Origin of the sequence: Streptomyces humidus, from assembly GCF_014649655.1 — a bacterium.
GTDB lineage: Bacteria > Actinomycetota > Actinomycetes > Streptomycetales > Streptomycetaceae > Streptomyces > Streptomyces humidus.
Genome location: NZ_BMTL01000003.1, coordinates 149,706 through 166,224 on the forward strand (window position 1 = coordinate 149,706; position 16,519 = coordinate 166,224).

Consider the following 16,519-nt stretch of genomic DNA (forward strand, 5'->3'; position numbering starts at 1 on the left):
CTCGCCCATCTGTTCGCACATCGACCGATGATGATGAAATGACAAGGAACGCGACATTCCCGCTCTAGGGTGTGCGGCATGAAACGTGCCGCCGCCCTGGTCTGCGCCGCAGTGGCGTCGACGGTGTACCTGCTCACCCCCTCGCAGACCGCCCGACCCGCCCAGGACGCAGGCCCGGTGCAGCGCGAACGCCCCGCACAGGCCGACCGCCGTGCGCAGCCCGGACACCCCTCCCAGCCCGGACGACCCTCCCAGGCCGAACGGTCCGCGCCGGCCCGCCCCTCCGCACCGCCCGCCCGTCCGGCGGCCGGGGCGCCGGCGACCGCGCCCGGTCTGGCCGCCCCGGCGCAGAAGGAACTGGCCCAGCAGATCGTGGCCAGCGCGGAGAACGGCACCCTGAACTGGCGCAGCGCGTACGGCTATGTCGAGGACATCGGGGACGGCCAGGGCTACACGGCGGGCCTGATCGGCTTCTGCACCGGCACCCACGATCTGCTCGCCCTCGTCGAGGGCTACACCCGCGCCCGTCCGGACAACGCGCTCGCCCCCTACCTGCCCGCCCTGCGCCGCGTCGACGGCACCGACTCGCACGAGGGTCTCGACCCCGGCTTCCCCGACGCCTGGCGCGCCGAGTCGCGGGTCCCGGCCTTCCGGGCCGCGCAGGACGCCGAGCGCGACCGCGTCTACTTCGATCCGGCGGTCCGTCGGGGCCGGGCCGACGGGCTGGGCGCGCTGGGCCAGTTCATCTACTACGACGCGCTGGTCTTCCACGGCCCCGGCACGGGCGCGACCAGCTTCGACGGCATCCGGGCCCGTGCGACGCGCCAGGCCCGCACCCCGGCCCAGGGCGGCGACGAGGCCGCCTACCTCGGCGCGTTCCTCGACGCCCGCCGCCGCGCGATGCTGATCCGGCACCCCGGCATCGACACCTCACGCGTCGACACCGCCCAGCGCCGCTTCCTGCGGGAGGGCAACCTCGACCTGCGTCCGCCACTGCGCTGGCAGGTGTACGGGGAGACGTTCCATGCGCCGTAGCGGACGCCTCCGTCCCTGCGGACGCCTCCGTCCGCAGGGTGCGCCCGGCCGGGGTGCGCCGGACATGCCGCGGCGCCTGCCGGTCCGGTCGGGGACATGGCAGGCGCCGCGTGGTGTTCCGCACGCCTTTGTACGGGACGCTCCGGGTTCCCCCGGGAGGGGGGATCAGACCGTCAGCGAACGGTCCGTCGGGCGGATCGGGGCCGGCAGCTCGCTCGCGCCGGTCAGGAAGCGGTCGACTCCTCGGGCGGCCGAGCGGCCCTCCGCGATCGCCCACACGATGAGCGACTGGCCGCGGCCCGCGTCACCGGCGACGTACACGCCCGGCACGTTGGTCGCGAAGTCGGCGTCGCGGGCGACGTTCCCGCGCTCGTCGAGCTCCAGGCCGAACTGCTCGACGAGACCGTTCTCGCGGTCCGTGCCGGTGAAGCCCATCGCCAGCGTCACCAGCTGGGCGGGGATCTTGCGCTCCGTGCCCGGCTTCTGGGTCAACCTGCCCTCGACGAACTCGACCTCGGTGAGGTGCAGCCACTGGACGTTGCCGTCCTCGTCGCCCTCGAAGTGGGTGGTGGAGACGGAGTAGACCCGCTCGCCGCCCTCCTCGTGCGCGCTGGTGACCTTGTAGAGCATCGGGAAGGTCGGCCACGGCTGGGAGACCGCGTCCCGCTCGTCGCCCGGACGGGGCATGATCTCCAGCTGGGTGACCGAGGCCGCGCCCTGACGGTGGGCGGTGCCCACGCAGTCCGCGCCGGTGTCGCCGCCGCCGATGACGACGACGTGCTTGCCCTCGGCCGAGACCGGGGGCGCCACGAAGTCGCCCTCCTGCACCTTGTTGGCCAGCGGCAGGTACTCCATCGCCTGGTACACGCCCTTGAGCTCACGGCCGGGGACCGGCAGGTCGCGGGCGGTCGTGGCGCCGGCGGCGATGACGACGGCGTCGTAACGCTTCTTGAGGTCGGTCGCCTTGAGGTCGCGGCCGATCTCGATGCCGGTGCGGAAGCGGGTGCCCTCCGCGCGCATCTGCTCGATACGGCGGTTGATGTGCCGCTTCTCCATCTTGAACTCGGGGATGCCGTAACGGAGGAGGCCTCCGATGCGGTCCGCGCGCTCGTACACGGCGACGGTGTGACCGGCCCGGGTCAGCTGCTGGGCGGCGGCCAGGCCCGCCGGGCCCGAGCCGATGACCGCGACGGTCTTGCCGGACAGACGCTCGGGGGCCTGCGGGGCGACGTCACCGGTCTCCCACGCCTTGTCGATGATCGAGACCTCGACGTTCTTGATGGTGACCGGCGGCTGGTTGATGCCGAGCACGCACGCCGACTCGCAGGGGGCCGGACACAGCCGCCCGGTGAACTCCGGGAAGTTGTTCGTGGCGTGCAGCCGCTCCGACGCCGCCGACCAGTCCTCACGGTAGGCGTAGTCGTTCCACTCGGGGATGAGGTTCCCCAGCGGACAGCCGTTGTGGCAGAACGGGATGCCGCAGTCCATGCACCGGCCGGCCTGCTTGCCGATGATCGGCAGCAGCGAACCGGGGACGTAGACCTCGTTCCAGTCCTTCAGACGCACGTCGACGGGACGGGACCTGGCGACCTCGCGGCCGTGGTTCAGAAAGCCCTTCGGGTCAGCCATTGGTCGCCGCCTCCATCATCTTCTCGGTGATCTCGGACTCGGAGAGTCCCGCCTGCTCGGCGGCGTCCTTGGCGGCGAGCACTGCCTTGTAAGCACTAGGGATGATCTTGCTGAAGCGCTCTGCCGCCACGTCCCAGTCGGCCAGCAGCTTCTCGGCGACCGTGGAACCGGTCTCCTCGGCATGGCGGCGCACCACGTCGTGCAGCCACTGCTTGTCCGCGTCGTCCGGCGTCTCGACGGCGGCGAGGTTGCCCGCGTTGACGTTGTCGCGGTTCAGGTCGATCACGTAGGCGATGCCGCCGGACATGCCGGCCGCGAAGTTGCGGCCCGTCTCACCGAGGACCACCGCGCGGCCGCCGGTCATGTACTCGCAGCCGTGGTCGCCCACGCCCTCGGAGACGACCGTCGCGCCGGAGTTGCGGACGCAGAACCGCTCGCCGGTGCGGCCGCGCAGGAACAGCTCGCCGCCGGTCGCGCCGTAGGCGATGGTGTTGCCGGCGATCGTGGAGTACTCGGCGAGGTGGTCGGCGCCCCGGTCGGGACGGACGATCACCCGGCCGCCGGAGAGGCCCTTGCCGACGTAGTCGTTGGCGTCGCCCTCCAGGCGCAGCGTGACGCCGCGCGGGAGGAAGGCTCCGAAGGACTGGCCGGCGGAGCCGGTGAAGGTGATGTCGATGGTGTCGTCGGGCAGGCCCGCGCCGCCGAACCGCTTGGTCACCTCGTGGCCGAGCATGGTGCCGACCGTGCGGTTGATGTTGCGGATGGAGACCTGGGCGCGCACCGGCTGGGCGCCGTTGGCGGAGTCCGCGGCGAGGGCGTCGGCGGCGAGCTTGATCAGCTCGTTGTCGAGCGCCTTCTCCAGGCCGTGGTCCTGGGCGACGACCTGGTGCAGGGCGGCGCCCTCGGGCAGGGCGGGCACGTGGAACAGCGGGGCCAGGTTCAGGCCCTGTGCCTTCCAGTGGTCGACGGCGCGCTCGACGTCGAGGACCTCGGCGTGGCCGACGGCCTCCTCGATCGAGCGGAAGCCCAGCTCGGCCAGCAGCTCGCGGACCTCTTCGGCGATGAAGCGGAAGAAGTTGACGACGTACTCGGCCTTGCCGGCGAAGCGGTCGCGCAGCACCGGGTTCTGGGTGGCGATGCCGACAGGACAGGTGTCCAGGTGGCAGACGCGCATCATGACGCAGCCGGAGACGACGAGGGGGGCGGTCGCGAAACCGAACTCCTCGGCTCCGAGCAGCGCGGCGATGATCACGTCACGGCCGGTCTTGAGCTGGCCGTCGGTCTGGACCACGATCCGGTCGCGCAGGCCGTTGAGCAGCAGGGTCTGCTGGGTCTCGGCGAGGCCGAGCTCCCAGGGGCCGCCCGCGTGCTTGAGCGAGGTGAGCGGGGAGGCGCCGGTGCCGCCGTCGTGGCCGGAGATGAGCACGACGTCCGCGTGCGCCTTGGACACGCCCGCGGCGACCGTGCCGACGCCGACCTCCGAGACCAGCTTCACGTGGATCCGCGCCCGCGGATTCGCGTTCTTCAGGTCGTGGATCAGCTGGGCCAGGTCCTCGATGGAGTAGATGTCGTGGTGCGGCGGCGGGGAGATCAGGCCGACGCCCGGGGTCGAGTGCCGGGTCTTGGCGACCCACGGGTAGACCTTGTGGCCGGGCAGCTGGCCGCCCTCGCCGGGCTTGGCGCCCTGGGCCATCTTGATCTGGATGTCGTCGGCGTTGACCAGGTACTCGGAGGTCACGCCGAAGCGGCCGGAGGCGACCTGCTTGATGCTGGAGCGGCGCGCCGGGTCGTACAGGCGCTCCGGGTCCTCGCCGCCCTCACCGGTGTTGGACTTGCCGCCCAGCTGGTTCATGGCGATGGCGAGGGTCTCGTGCGCCTCCTGGGAGATGGAGCCGTACGACATGGCGCCGGTGGAGAAGCGCTTGACGATCTCGGAGACCGGCTCGACCTCGTCGAGGGGGATCGACGGGCGGTCGGACTTGAGGCCGAAGAGGCCGCGCAGCGTCATGAGGCGCTCGGACTGCTCGTTCACGCGGTCCGTGTACTTCTTGAAGATGTCGTAGCGGGCCGTGCGCGTGGAGTGCTGGAGGCGGAAGACCGTCTCGGGGTCGAACAGGTGCGGCTCGCCCTCGCGGCGCCACTGGTACTCGCCGCCTATGTCCAGCGCGCGGTGCGCCGGCGCGATGCCGGAGGCCGGGTAGGCCTTGGCGTGGCGGGCGGCGACCTCCTTGGCGACGACGTCGATGCCGACGCCGCCGATCTTGGTGGCGGTGCCGCTGAAGTACCGGTCGACGAAGGCGTCGTCGAGACCGACGGCCTCGAAGACCTGGGCGCCGCGGTAGGAGGCGACGGTCGAGATGCCCATCTTGGACATGACCTTCAGGACGCCCTTGCCGAGCGCGTAGATCAGGTTGCGGATCGCCTGCTCGGGCTCCATGCCGTCGAGGAAGGTGCCCGCGCGCAGCAGGTCCTCGACCGACTCCATGGCGAGGTAGGGGTTGACGGCGGCGGCGCCGAACCCGATCAGCAGGGCGACGTGGTGGACCTCGCGGACGTCGCCGGCCTCGACCAGCAGGCCCACCTGGGTGCGCTGCTTGGTGCGGATGAGGTGGTGGTGGACGGCCGAGGTGAGCAGCAGCGAGGGGATCGGCGCGTGCTCGGCGTCGGAGTGGCGGTCGGACAGGACGATGAGCCGGGCGCCGTTGTCGATGGCGGCGTCGGCCTCGGCGCAGATCTCGTCGATCCGCGCGGCCAGCGCCTCGCCGCCGCCGTGCACCCGGTACAGGCCGGAGAGCGTGGTGGCCTTGAAGCCGGGCATGTCGCCGTCGGCGTTGATGTGGATGAGCTTGGCGAGCTCGTCGTTGTCGATCACCGGGAACGGCAGGGTGACCGAGCGACAGGACGCGGCGGTGGGTTCCAGCAGGTTGCCCTCGGGGCCCAGGGAGGAGCGCAGCGAGGTGACGAGCTCCTCGCGGATGGCGTCCAGCGGCGGGTTGGTGACCTGCGCGAACAGCTGCGTGAAGTAGTCGAACAGCAGGCGGGGGCGGGCGGAGAGCGCGGCGATCGGCGAGTCCGTGCCCATGGAGCCGAGGGGCTCGCCGGCGGTCTTGGCCATCGGCGCGAGGATGATGCGCAGCTCTTCCTCGGTGTAGCCGAAGGTCTGCTGGCGGCGGGTGACCGAGGCGTGGGTGTGCACGATGTGCTCGCGCTCGGGCAGGTCGACCAGCTCGATCTCGCCGGCTTCCAGCCACTCGGCGTAGGGGTTCTCGGCGGCGAGCTGCGCCTTGATCTCGTCGTCCTCGATGATGCGGTGCTCGGCGGTGTCGACGAGGAACATGCGGCCGGGCTGCAGGCGTCCCTTGCGGACGACCTTGGCCGGGTCGATGTCGAGGACGCCGACCTCGGAGCCGAGGACGACGAGGCCGTCGTCGGTGACCCAGTAGCGGCCGGGGCGCAGACCGTTGCGGTCGAGCACGGCGCCGACCTGGACGCCGTCGGTGAAGGTGACGCAGGCCGGGCCGTCCCAGGGCTCCATGAGCGTGGAGTGGAACTGGTAGAAGGCGCGCCGGGCCGGGTCCATGGAGTCGTGGTTCTCCCACGCCTCCGGGATCATCATCAGCACGGAGTGCGGCAGCGAGCGGCCGCCGAGGTGGAGCAGCTCGAGCACCTCGTCGAAGGACGCCGAGTCGGAGGCGTCCGGCGTGCACACCGGGAAGATCCGCTCGATGGCCGTCTTGTCGGAGCCGTCGTGTCCGGCGCCGGCGGGGCCGAACAGGTCCGAGCCCAGCTGGGACTCGCGGGCGCGCATCCAGTTGCGGTTGCCCTTGACGGTGTTGATCTCGCCGTTGTGCGCGACGAAGCGGTAGGGGTGCGCGAGCGGCCACGAGGGGAAGGTGTTCGTGGAGAAGCGCGAGTGGACGAGCGACACGGCCGAGGCGAAGCGGCGGTCGGACAGGTCCGGGAAGAAGGGCTCCAGCTGGCCGGTGGTCAGCATGCCCTTGTAGACGATGGTCCGCGCGGAGAGCGACGGGAAGTACACGCCGGCCTCGCGCTCGGCGCGCTTGCGCAGCACGAACGCCTTGCGGTCGAGGTCGATGCCCTGCGACCGGCCGTCGGTGACGAAGACCTGGCGGAACGCGGGCATCGTCGAGCGGGCGGTGGCGCCCAGCAGTTCGGGGGCGACCGGCACCTCGCGCCAGCCGAGGACGGTGAGGCCCTCCTCGCCGGCGATCGTGTCGATCTGCGCGACCGTGTCCGCCATGCCTTCCTCGGGGAGGAAGGCGATGCCGACGGCGTAGTGGCCGGCCTCGGGGAGCTCGAATCCGGCGACCTCGCGGAAGAAGGCGTCCGGGACCTGGGTCAGGATGCCCGCGCCGTCGCCGGAGTCCGGCTCGGAGCCGGTGGCGCCGCGGTGTTCGAGGTTGCGCAGAACGGTGAGCGCCTGCTCGACCAGCGCATGGCTCGCCTCGCCGGTGAGGGTGGCCACGAATCCGACGCCACAGGCGTCGTGCTCGTTGCGGGGGTCGTACATACCCTGCGCGGCAGGGCGAGCATCCATGAAGGACCAGTTCTGGCCATTCGCGGAATGCTGGGACGGCTGGCGCGGCGTACGCATCGGCTCTCCCGTCGTCGTCTCAAGTGGCATGTCTGCTGGCGAAGGGACGACGTTGGCCCTCTGCGTAACGCAAAATTTCGTGCAGGTTACATGATGGAGCGGTTCTCGGGAACCGGATACTCCGTTCCAGCATGCGGACGCCACGGGCCGGCGGCGGGATACCCCGGACGTGGCTGAAAAGTATGTGGGGACCGGACGGGAGGAGATCGATCAGATCGCGGCCCGCCGGGCCGGAAGGGGGCGGAGGGAGCGGCGTCACCCACCCCGCGAGTGCGCCGCAGGCGTCATTGCCCACAGCGCTTACGGCTCTTGCCCGCTGTCCGTGCAGCCGAAACCAGTCGGTAACAACTATTTATACGGCCTGTCGCATACATGCGATCCGATCTATCCTACGGCCGTTCCGAACAAGCCGCCCAGGGCGTACGTCACACCGGCCGCCGCGCCGCCGAGGACGAGCTGCCGCAGCCCGCTGAACCACCAGGTCCGCGCGGTCACCCGGGCCACCACGGCGCCGCAGCCGAACAGCCCGGCGAGCGCGAGCAGGACGGCCGGCCACAGCGAGGCGGCCCCCAGCAGATAGGGCAGCACGGGCAGCAGCGCACCGAGGGCGAACGCCCCGAAGCTGGACACGGCCGCGATCAGCGGCGAGGGCAGGTCGGAGGGGTCGATGCCCAGTTCCTCGCGGGCGTGTATCTCCAGCGCCTGCTCCGGGTCGCGGGAGAGCTGCTGCGCGACCTGCCGCGCCAGCGCGGGCTCGACGCCCCGCGACTCGTACAGCGCGGCGAGCTCGGCCTCCTCGTCCTGCGGGTGCTTCCTCAGCTCCCGCCGCTCCACGTCCAGCTCGGCCTCGACGAGTTCACGCTGCGAGGCGACGGAGGTGTACTCGCCGGCGGCCATGGAGAAGGCGCCGGCGGCCAGCCCCGCGAGACCGGTGATGACGATGGTCTGCTGGCCGACCGATCCGCCGGCGACGCCGGTCATCAGGGCGAGGTTCGAGACCAGACCGTCCATCGCGCCGAACACCGCGGGGCGCAGCCAGCCACCGTTGACGTCCCGATGGGTGTGGTTGTCGCGGTGCGCCTCGTGCAGCGACGCCTCGGTCTCGATGATGGCCATGAAGATCCCCCTGGGACGGAAAAGATAGCTAAGCCAAAGCTAACTTTGGACACGTTCTAATTTGTGACAACCCAAAAGTACGCGGAAGGATTCCCGGTCGCCAGCAAGGAAAGGCTCGGCTAACCTGCGGCTTTACCCTCGTTCGCTCATCCGAGAAGCACTCCGCACAGATGTCGACCGGGTGACATGAGCGCATTTCAGGCTCAGGTCAACCGCCGACGGTGGGACACATCCGCAGACGGCTCCGCGCCCGTGCGGACCCCCCGGAGGAGAGGCCGCCCATGCCGACGATCCGTGACAGAGCCCGCGGCGCCCTGCTCGGCCTGGCCGTGGGGGACGCTCTGGGCGCACCCGCGGAGAACATGAAGCCCTCCGAGATCCGCGCCCGCTGGGGCCGCATCACCGGGTACGTCACCGACAGGCCGGCCGGCACCGACGACACCGAGTACGCGATCTTCTCCGGGCTGCTGCTGGCCCGCCATGGCTCGGCGCTCACCGCGGCGCATGTCGAGTCGGCCTGGCACCAGTGGATCGCCGACCTCGACGAGGGACCCTTCCGCGGCGCCGGCTTCAGCGAACGCGGCACCCTGGAGAACCTCCGCCGGGGCCTGGCGGCGCCGATCTCCGCCCAGCACCGGCACGCCTGGAGCGACGGCCTGGCCATGCGCGCGGCGCCCTTCGGCGTCTTCGCCGCGGGCCGCCCGGCCGAAGCGGCCCGGCTGGTCGCCGTCGACGGCTCGGTGAGCCACGACGGCGAGGGCATCCACGGCGGGCAGGCGGTCGCGGCGGGGGTGGCGGCGGCCATGGCCGGTGCGCCGACGGCCGCCGTGGTGGCCTCGGCCCTGGCGGTCGTCCCCGAGGACTCCTGGACGGCGCGCTCCCTGCGCCGGGCGGTGGCGGTGGCCCACCGCGGCGAACGGGCGGTCCGCCGCGCGGTCGTCATCGGCGGCTACCCGTGGACCGACCTCGCCCCCGAGGCGGTCGCCCTCGCCTTCGGCGCGTACGCGGCGGCCGACGGCGACTTCCGCGAAGCCGTCCTCACGGCGGTGAACATGGGCCGCGACGCGGACACCACGGCGGCGGTGGCGGGCGCCCTGGCCGGCGCGGCGAGAGGAATCGAGGCGATCCCGCCGGACTGGGCGGCGGCGATCGGCCCGGCCCGGGGAAGCTGCCTGCCCTCCATGGCAGGGCACCACGTCCTGGACGTGGCGGAACTGCTGGTGCCCGAAGAAGGCGGCAAGTGGGGCGAGGGAGTGGTCGTGGAGGAGCTCGTGCCGAGCCTGATGGGCCTCGGCCGGCCCCCCGCCCCCGACCCGGCCGCCTTCGCCCTGGCGGCCAACGACACCGCGGAGGCGGCCGAATGACGGCCGCCGGGCGGTCGCCGGGCGCGCACGCCGCGCCGCACCCCCACCCGCATCGGCATCCGCACCCGCGCCCCGCGCGTCGCGTCGTCGGCCTTCTGCTCGGCCTCGCCGCGGGCGACGCCGCCGGCTGGCCCGCCGCCCGGCACCGCGCGGCCCGGATGCCCGAATGGACCCGCCGTCTCACCCGCGAGCTCGACACCTTCGCCGAGCAGAACGCGACGACGACCCTCCCCGTCCCCATCGCCCTGAACCAGCCCCCCGAGCCCCTGCGCCTCGGTCCCTCCGACGACGCCGAATGGGCGGCGTTCGCGGCCGAGGCGGTGCTGCGGGCCGGCGACGACGACGCCCTCGGCGACCTGAGCCGCGAACGCCGCACACGCGCCGCGATCGACCTCGCCTGGAACGCCATCGCCTGCGAGGTGGCGGCCGCCGCCGACCGCGCCCCCGAGATCGAGTCCGCCGTCCTGCCGTTGCGCGCCCGCATCTCCGTCCGGGCGGGCCTGGGCAACCTCGCCGCCGGTCTGCGCCCCCCTGCCACCGGCCACGACAACCCCCACTACTTCGACGACGCGGCCTGCGTACGCGCCTGCGTCCTGGCGGTGGCGCACCCCGGAGACCCCCGACTCGCCGCCGCACTGGCCGAGTTCGACGCCCGCTACACCCAGGACGGCGACGGCGTGCACGGTGCGCGCGCGATGGCGGCGGCCCTCGCGCTGGCCCTCGTGGGCGCGGACCCCCGGGACTGTGTGGCGGCGGCGCTCACCGAGCTCCCCGAGCACACGGAGATCGGCCGCAACGCCCGTCACGCGCTCCGGCTGGCCCACGAGGCCGACAGCGCCTTCGCGCTGGTCCCCCTGCTGGAACACCAGATCGTCGACCACGTCTACAGCTACGGCATCGCGGCGGCCGAGACGGTCCCCGTGGCGCTCGCGCTGACGGCGGCGTCGGGCGGCCGCGTCGGCGAGGCCGTCCCGGCGGCGGCCTGTCTGTCCCGGGTCGCCGACTCGGCCCCGGCGCTGGCCGGCGCGCTGACGGGCGCGCTGGGCGGCGGCGACGCGATCCCCGCCGCGTGGCGCGCCAGCTGCCGCACCCTCTCCGGCTGTGTGCTCCCCCGCCTCACCGGCACCGACCTGGTGGAACTCGCCGAACTCCTGGAAGCCGCGCAACCGGCCACACCAGGAGGATGATTCGGGGCATGACGCCCAAAGCATCGGAAAGCCACGGCGGAACCCTGGAAGAACGCATCACCGGCGCCCTCGTGGGGGCCGCCGTGGGCGACGCCCTCGGCGGCCCCGTCGAGGGCTACTCCCCCGAGCAGATCCTCCAGCGGCACGGCGGCCGGGTCCACGGCGTGGTCGGCCCCTGGAACGGCGAGGAGTGGCGCACCGCCCGCCCCATTGCCCCTTACCACAAGGGCGACGGCCACGTCACCGACGACACCTTGATGACCCATGCCCTGATCCGGGTCTACGCCGTCGTCCGCGACCACCTGGACGCCTACGCCATCGCCGAGCACCTGGTGACGGACCTGATGACGACACCCCGCTGGATCCCGGAGCTGGAGGCGGAGACGCTCCCCCTGCACCGGATCTTCCTCGCGGAGAAATGGCTGGTGGCCAGAGTCCACTACGGCCATGCCGACCCCCGCGAAGCCGGCGTCGGCAACATCGTCAACTGCGGGGCCGCGATGTACATGGCCCCCGTCGGGCTGGTCAACGCGGCCGACCCGGCGCGCGCTTACACCGAGGCCCTGGACGTCGCGGGCGCCCACCAGTCGTCGTACGGACGTGAGGCGGCCGGGGTCTTCGCGGCGGCGGTCGCGGCGGCCTGCGCGCCGCGGGCGACGCCGGAATCGGTGGTCGCGAGCTGTCTGTCCCTGGCGAAGGACGGCACGCGCGCGGCGATCGAGGCGGTCTGCGAGACGGCGGCCCGCCACACCGACTTCGAGTCCGCGCTCGTCCCGCTCCGTGAGGCGGTGGCGCCCTTCGACACGGTCGGTCCCGACTACCGTCGGCCCTCGCTGGCCGCCCGCCGCCCCTCCCGGGTGCACGCGATCGAGGAACTCCCCGTCGCGCTCGGCATGTTGCTGGTGGCCGGCGGCGACTACCGGCAGGCGGTGCTCGGCTCCGTGAACTACGGCCGCGACTGCGACTCCATCGCCACGATGGCGGGAGCGCTGGCCGGCGCACTGGGCTCGCCCGTCCCGGACGACTGGTCCAAGCAGGTCGCCGAGGCCAGCCGGCTCGACCTCCGGCAGCCCGCGGCGACCCTCCTCGAGGTCGCCCGGGAGATCTTCGCGCGCGACGTCCGCCGCCGCCGCGCCCACGAGCAGGCGTTCCACGCCCTGGAAGGCACGCGATGCTCCGACTGACCTGGGTCCAGCCGGAGGACCTCCTGGGCCACGAGCTGCGCCAGGCCGCCGAGGACGGCCGGGAGGCGGGGGCGGTCGCCGCCCGCTGGAAGGCCGCGGGCGGGGGCGGGGCGCCGGCCCGGGCGGGCGCCTCGCCGCAGCGGGCCTCCCGTTACCTGCGCCTCCTCGCCGAAGACCTCCTGGACGAACTCGCCGACCTGCCCAGCAGATCGGCGCAGGACGAGCCGACGGAGCTGGAGAAGATCAAGGCCCTGTGCCCGCACTGGCCGGACCGGCCGGCCGGCGACCGTCCCCCGGCCACCCGCCGGACCCGGACCCTGACCCTGACCCGGCCCCCGGCTGCCGCACCGGCCTGGCTGGAGGCGGCCTGGCTGGGCCGGGCCGTCGGCTGCCTCCTCGGCAAGCCCGTCGAGAAGCTTCCCCTGGACGCCGTCCGCGCCCTCGCCCGCTCCACCGGGAACTGGCCCCTCACCGGGTACTTCACCGCCCGGGGAGTACCCGGTCCCCTCCTCGCCGCCCACCCCTGGAACCGCCGCTCGGCGGGCACCTCGCTCGCCGAGAACATCGACGGCATGCCCGAGGACGACGACCTCAACTACCCGCTGCTCAACCTGCTCCTGCTGCAACGTCACGGAAAGGACTTCACCACCGCCGACGTCGCCCGGCTCTGGCTCGACGAACTCCCTCCCGGCCGCGCCTTCACCGCCGAGCGCGTCGCCCTGCGCAACCTGCTCTGCGGCGTCGAACCCCCGCACACCGCCCGCCACCGCAACCCCTTCCGCGAATGGATCGGCGCCCTGATCCGCGCCGACGTCCACGGCTGGACCAACCCCGGCGACCCGGCAGGCGCCGCGGAACAGGCCCACCGCGACGCCTGCCTCACCCACACCGCCAACGGCGTCTACGCGGCGATGTTCACCGCGGCCGTGATCGCCGCGGCCGCGGCCGGCGACAGGGACGTCCACGCCTGTCTGCGCACCGGACTGACCGTCGTCCCCCCGCGCTCCCGTCTCTCCCGGGCCGTCGCGCACGCCGTCCGGCTGGCCGGGGAACACCCCGGCCCCGACGGGTTCGACACCGTCGTGGACGAACTCCACGCCGCCCACCGCGCGTCCCACTGGGTCCACGCCGTCCCCAACACGGCCCTGATCGCCGCTGCCCTCACCCACGCGGACGGCGACTTCACCCGCTCCGTCCGCGGCGCCGTGGCCGGCGGCCTGGACACCGATTCGGCCGGCGCGACGGCCGGCGGCGTCGCCGCCCTCCTCGCCGGCGCCCCGGCCGCCCTCCCCGACCACTGGACGGCCCCCCTCAAGAACCGACTGGCCACCTCCGTCGCCGACTTCAACGGCGTCGGCTTCGACACCCTGGCCCACCTGACCTGGTCCCTCACCCACCGGGAGGCTTCCCGCCCATGACCGACATCGTCGTGCTCGGCAGCACGAACATGGACCTCGTCGCCTACGTCGAGAAACCCCCGGAGCGCGGAGAGACCGTGACGGGACGGGAGTTCCGCACGATCCCCGGCGGCAAGGGCGCCAACCAGGCGATCGCCGCCGCCCACGCGGGCGGCACGGTCTCGATGATCGGCGCGGTCGGCAACGACGCCTTCGGCGCCCGCCTGCGCTCCACGCTCGACCGGTCGGGCGTCGACACCGACCACCTGCGCACCGTCGAAGCCCCCTCGGGGACCGCGCACATCGTCGTGGACGACGAGGGCGGCAACGCCATCGTCGTCGTCCCCGGCGCCAACGGCACCGTCGACCACCTCGCCCCCGGCGACGAAGGCCTCATCGCCTCCGCCGACACCCTCCTGCTGCAGCTCGAGATCCCGACGGCCGCGGTCGTCGCGGGCGCCCGGGCGGCCCGCGCGCACGGCGTCCGGACGATCCTCACCCCGGCCCCCGCCCGGCCGCTGCCGCCCGAACTCCTCGCCGCCACCGACCTGTTGATCCCCAACGAGCACGAGGCGGCCGTGCTCACCGGGCGCACCGACCCGCGCGAGGCGGCCCGCGTCCTGCTGGACAGCGTGCCGGAGGTGGTCATCACACTGGGAGCGGCAGGCAGCCTGTACGCGGCCCGTGACGCCCAGCCCCTCACCGTCCCCGCCCCACGCGTCACCCCCGTCGACTCGACCGGCGCGGGCGACACCTTCGTCGGCGCCCTCGCCGTGGCCCTCGGCGAGCACCGACCGATGCGGGAGGCCCTCGCCTGGGCGGCCGCCGCGGCCGCGCTGTCGGTCCGACGCACCGGCGCGTCCGCCTCGATGCCGTGCCGCTCCGAGATCGAGACGCAGTACGCCTCATGACCGCGACGACTCCCGCACTGCACGGTGTGCGCGTCCTCGACCTGGCCACCCTCTTCGCCGGCCCCCTCGCCGCGACCATGCTCGGCGACTTCGGCGCGGAGGTCGTCAAGGTCGAGCACCCCGCCCAGCCCGACCCCTCCCGAGGTCACGGCCCGGCCAAGGACGGCGTGGGCCTGTGGTGGAAACTCCTCGGCCGCAACAAGCGCGCCATCACCCTGAACCTCTCCAAGCCGGGCGGCCGCGCCACCCTGCTGCGGCTGGCCGCCACCGCCGACGTGATCATCGAGAACTTCCGTCCCGGCACGCTGGAGAAGTGGGACCTCGGCTGGGAGGAGCTGTCGGCGGCCAACCCCCGGCTCGTTCTCGCCCGGGTCACCGCCTTCGGCCAGTTCGGCCCCTACGCGCACCGCCCCGGCTTCGGCACCCTCGCCGAGGCGATGAGCGGGTTCGCCGCCATCACGGGAGAGCCGGACGCCTCGCCGACCCTCCCGCCGTTCGGTCTGGCCGACTCGATCGCGGGCCTGGCCACCGCCTACGCCGTCATGACGGCCCTCGCCGCCCGCGACCGCACCGGCGAGGGCCAGGTCGTCGACATGGCGATCATCGAGCCCATCCTCACCGTGCTCGGCCCCCAGCCCCTCTGGTACGACCAGCTCGGCTACGTCCAGGCCCGCACCGGCAACCGGTCCGCGAACAACGCCCCCCGCAACACCTACCGCACGGCCGACGGAGGCTGGGTCGCCGTGTCGACCTCGGCGCAGTCCGTCGCGGAACGGGTGATGCGCCTGGTCGGCCGCCCCGATCTGATCGACGAACCCTGGTTCGCCACGGGCGTGGGGCGGGCCGCCCACGCCGACGTCCTCGACGAGGCGGTCGGCGCCTGGATCGCCGCCCGCACCCGCACCGACGTCCTCGCCGCCTTCGAGAAGGCGGAGGCGGCCGTCGCCCCGGTCCAGGACGTGCGGGACGTGATGACCGACCCCCAGTACCAGGCCCTCGACACGGTCACCGCGGTCGACGACCCGGAGCTGGGCCGCATCCGCATGCAGAACGTCCTGTTCCGCCTCTCGGCGACCCCCGGCGCGATCCGCTGGGCAGGCCGCCCGCACGGCGCCGACACGGAGTCCGTCCTGACCGAGCTGGGCCTGACGCCGGCCGAGCTGAGCGCCCTGCGCACGGAGGGCGCCCTATGACGGCACCCCCTCTGACCTGGCTCTATGTTCCGGGCGACCGCCCGCAGACCGTCACCAAGGCCCTCGCCTGCGGTGCCGACGTCGTCATCGTCGACCTGGAGGACGCGGTCGCCCCGGACCGCAAGGAGTACGCCCGCACGGCCACCGCCGAGCGCCTGCGCGAGCCCCAGCCGGTCCCCGTCCACGTCCGGGTCAACGCCCTGGACACCCCGTTCGCCGCGGCGGACCTGCGCACGCTGGCCGCCCTGCCCGGCGTCCGCGGCCTGCGCCTGCCCAAGGTGACGTCCCCGCACCAGATCACCCGCGTCGCCCGGTCCACACCCCGGGCCGAAGGCGGGGCCACCCCTCTCCACGCCCTCCTGGAGACGGCCCTCGGCGTCGAACACGCCTACGCCATCGCCTCCGCCCACCCCGCTCTGCGCGGCATCGCCCTGGGCGAGGCCGACCTCCGCGCCGATCTGGGCGTCCGTGCGGACGCCGGCCTCGACTGGTCCCGCTCGCGCGTGGTGGTCGCCGCCCGGGCCGCGGGCCTGGCGCCGCCGCCCCAGTCGGTCCACCCCGACATCCGGGACCTGGACGGCCTCGCCGTCAGCTGCGCCCACGGCCGCACCCTCGGCTTCCTGGGCCGCGCCGCCGTCCACCCCCGCCAGCTCCCGATCATCGAACAGGCCTACCTGCCCACCCAGCAGGAACTGGAGGACGCCGAGACGATCGTGAAGGCGGCGGCCACCGAGGAAGGCGCCCAGGCCCTCCCGGACGGCCGTTTCATCGACGCGGCCGTGGTGGCGGCCGCCCGGCGCACCCTGTCGCTGGCGGCCCGCGGCGACTGAACCCGCCCGGACACGACCGAGGGCGCCCGGCAGACCCCGGGCGCCCTCGTCGTCGTAC

The 16,519-nt window shown here is 73.3% G+C and carries 11 protein-coding genes; 8 read left to right on the top strand and 3 right to left on the bottom strand.

What is annotated here, in order from left to right; all coding sequences use genetic code 11:
* Positions 1-78: 78 nt before the first annotated feature.
* Complete coding sequence (locus IE239_RS04120) at positions 79-1,035, top strand: chitosanase (RefSeq protein ID WP_229877787.1); 957 nt, start codon at positions 79-81, stop codon at positions 1,033-1,035.
* A 165-nt stretch (positions 1,036-1,200) separates the two neighbouring features.
* Here IE239_RS04120 and IE239_RS04125 read toward each other — a convergent pair whose 3' ends face one another.
* From IE239_RS04125 to IE239_RS04135, 3 genes are all read right to left on the bottom strand, one after another.
* On the bottom strand, positions 1,201-2,664 hold the full coding sequence (locus IE239_RS04125; RefSeq protein WP_190147855.1) for a glutamate synthase subunit beta: 1,464 nt from the start codon (positions 2,662-2,664) through the stop codon (positions 1,201-1,203).
* Complete coding sequence (gene gltB / locus IE239_RS04130) at positions 2,657-7,279, bottom strand: glutamate synthase large subunit (protein WP_190147856.1); 4,623 nt, start codon at positions 7,277-7,279, stop codon at positions 2,657-2,659. The genes IE239_RS04125 and gltB overlap by 8 nt, the downstream gene beginning before the upstream one ends.
* 384 nt (positions 7,280-7,663) lie before the next feature.
* A complete protein-coding gene (locus tag IE239_RS04135; protein ID WP_190147857.1) occupies positions 7,664-8,395 on the bottom strand; it encodes a VIT1/CCC1 transporter family protein in 732 nt (243 codons plus the stop codon).
* A 281-nt stretch (positions 8,396-8,676) separates the two neighbouring features.
* Between IE239_RS04135 and IE239_RS04140 the strand changes: the two genes are divergently transcribed.
* Genes IE239_RS04140 through IE239_RS04170 form a run of 7 tightly spaced genes read left to right on the top strand, consistent with a single transcriptional unit; the run spans position 8,677 to position 16,461 of the window.
* Positions 8,677-9,759, top strand: a complete 1,083-nt coding sequence (locus IE239_RS04140; protein WP_190147858.1) for an ADP-ribosylglycohydrolase family protein — start codon at positions 8,677-8,679, stop codon at positions 9,757-9,759.
* Positions 9,756-10,946, top strand: coding sequence for an ADP-ribosylglycohydrolase family protein (locus IE239_RS04145; RefSeq protein WP_229877789.1), 1,191 nt, complete (start codon positions 9,756-9,758; stop codon positions 10,944-10,946). Before IE239_RS04140 ends, IE239_RS04145 begins: the two co-directional genes overlap by 4 nt.
* An 8-nt stretch (positions 10,947-10,954) precedes the next feature.
* Positions 10,955-12,130: an ADP-ribosylglycohydrolase family protein gene (locus IE239_RS04150; RefSeq protein ID WP_190147859.1), complete on the top strand. Its 1,176-nt coding sequence runs from the start codon at positions 10,955-10,957 to the stop codon at positions 12,128-12,130.
* A complete protein-coding gene (locus IE239_RS04155) occupies positions 12,118-13,548 on the top strand; it encodes an ADP-ribosylglycohydrolase family protein (RefSeq protein ID WP_190147860.1) in 1,431 nt (476 codons plus the stop codon). Before IE239_RS04150 ends, IE239_RS04155 begins: the two co-directional genes overlap by 13 nt.
* The gene (gene rbsK / locus IE239_RS04160; RefSeq protein WP_190147861.1) at positions 13,545-14,438 is read left to right on the top strand and encodes a ribokinase; all 894 of its coding nucleotides are present in this window, start codon (positions 13,545-13,547) and stop codon (positions 14,436-14,438) included. The genes IE239_RS04155 and rbsK overlap by 4 nt, the downstream gene beginning before the upstream one ends.
* Positions 14,435-15,631: a CaiB/BaiF CoA transferase family protein gene (locus IE239_RS04165; RefSeq protein WP_190147862.1), complete on the top strand. Its 1,197-nt coding sequence runs from the start codon at positions 14,435-14,437 to the stop codon at positions 15,629-15,631. Before rbsK ends, IE239_RS04165 begins: the two co-directional genes overlap by 4 nt.
* The gene (locus tag IE239_RS04170) at positions 15,628-16,461 is read left to right on the top strand and encodes an HpcH/HpaI aldolase/citrate lyase family protein (protein ID WP_190147863.1); all 834 of its coding nucleotides are present in this window, start codon (positions 15,628-15,630) and stop codon (positions 16,459-16,461) included. Before IE239_RS04165 ends, IE239_RS04170 begins: the two co-directional genes overlap by 4 nt.
* The last annotated feature ends 58 nt before the right edge of the window (positions 16,462-16,519 follow it).